The 709-nt window shown below is 79.4% G+C and carries 1 pseudogene; it reads right to left on the bottom strand.

The features are described from left to right. A pseudogene (locus tag NUM_RS33520) lies at positions 1–709 on the bottom strand (ATPase); the annotation flags it as partial.

The raw sequence follows: 709 nt of genomic DNA on the forward strand, positions 1-709 counted from the left end.
GCGACCGGGTTGCCCGCCACGACCGGGCCGGCCGCGGCGACCCTCGCCGCGGCGTCGGCGGTGCCGGCGAGCGCGGCGGCCTCGGCCCCCAGCGCCACGTACCAGTGCAGCCACAGCCACGTCACCCACCGCCACACCTGGTCCGGTTCGGGCGCCAGCCGGTCGACCGCCGCGGCCGCCTCGCCGCGGTGCAGCAGCAGCATCGCGTCGAACACCGCCCCGTACCCGTGGCTGCGGCCCGCCCCGGCACCCAGCCGGTCCAGTACCGCCCGCCACTTGTCGGCCGCCGCCCGGTCGCCGCGCAGACCGTGGATCATCGCCACCCCCGCCGCCGCCGAACCCAACGCCGGCTGGGCCGGGCTACCGGCACGCCGCCAGCCGTCGGCGAACCGGACGCTCGCGGCGAGCACCTCGTCGACGTCGACGGCCAGCGATCCGGCCACCAGCAGCCGGCTGGTCGCCCGGTGGCCGTCCTCGGCCAGCAGCGGATGCGCCGCGAGCCGGCGCGCGTACCCGCGGGCCGCGGGCAGATCACCCACCCCGAGGCTCGCCTCCGCCGCCTCGCCCAACGCATCGGTCAACTCGTGCGCCGCCGCCGGCGTCGGCGCCAACCCGGTCACCCGCGCGATCCGGCGCCGGGCGGTGTCGGCCGCCGCGAACGGCGCACCGTCCCAGCTCTGCGCGCTCAGCAACGCCTCCAGCGCGGCGG

The sequence above is a fragment of the Actinocatenispora comari genome, from assembly GCF_017312725.1.
GTDB classification, from domain to species: domain Bacteria; phylum Actinomycetota; class Actinomycetes; order Mycobacteriales; family Micromonosporaceae; genus Actinocatenispora; species Actinocatenispora comari.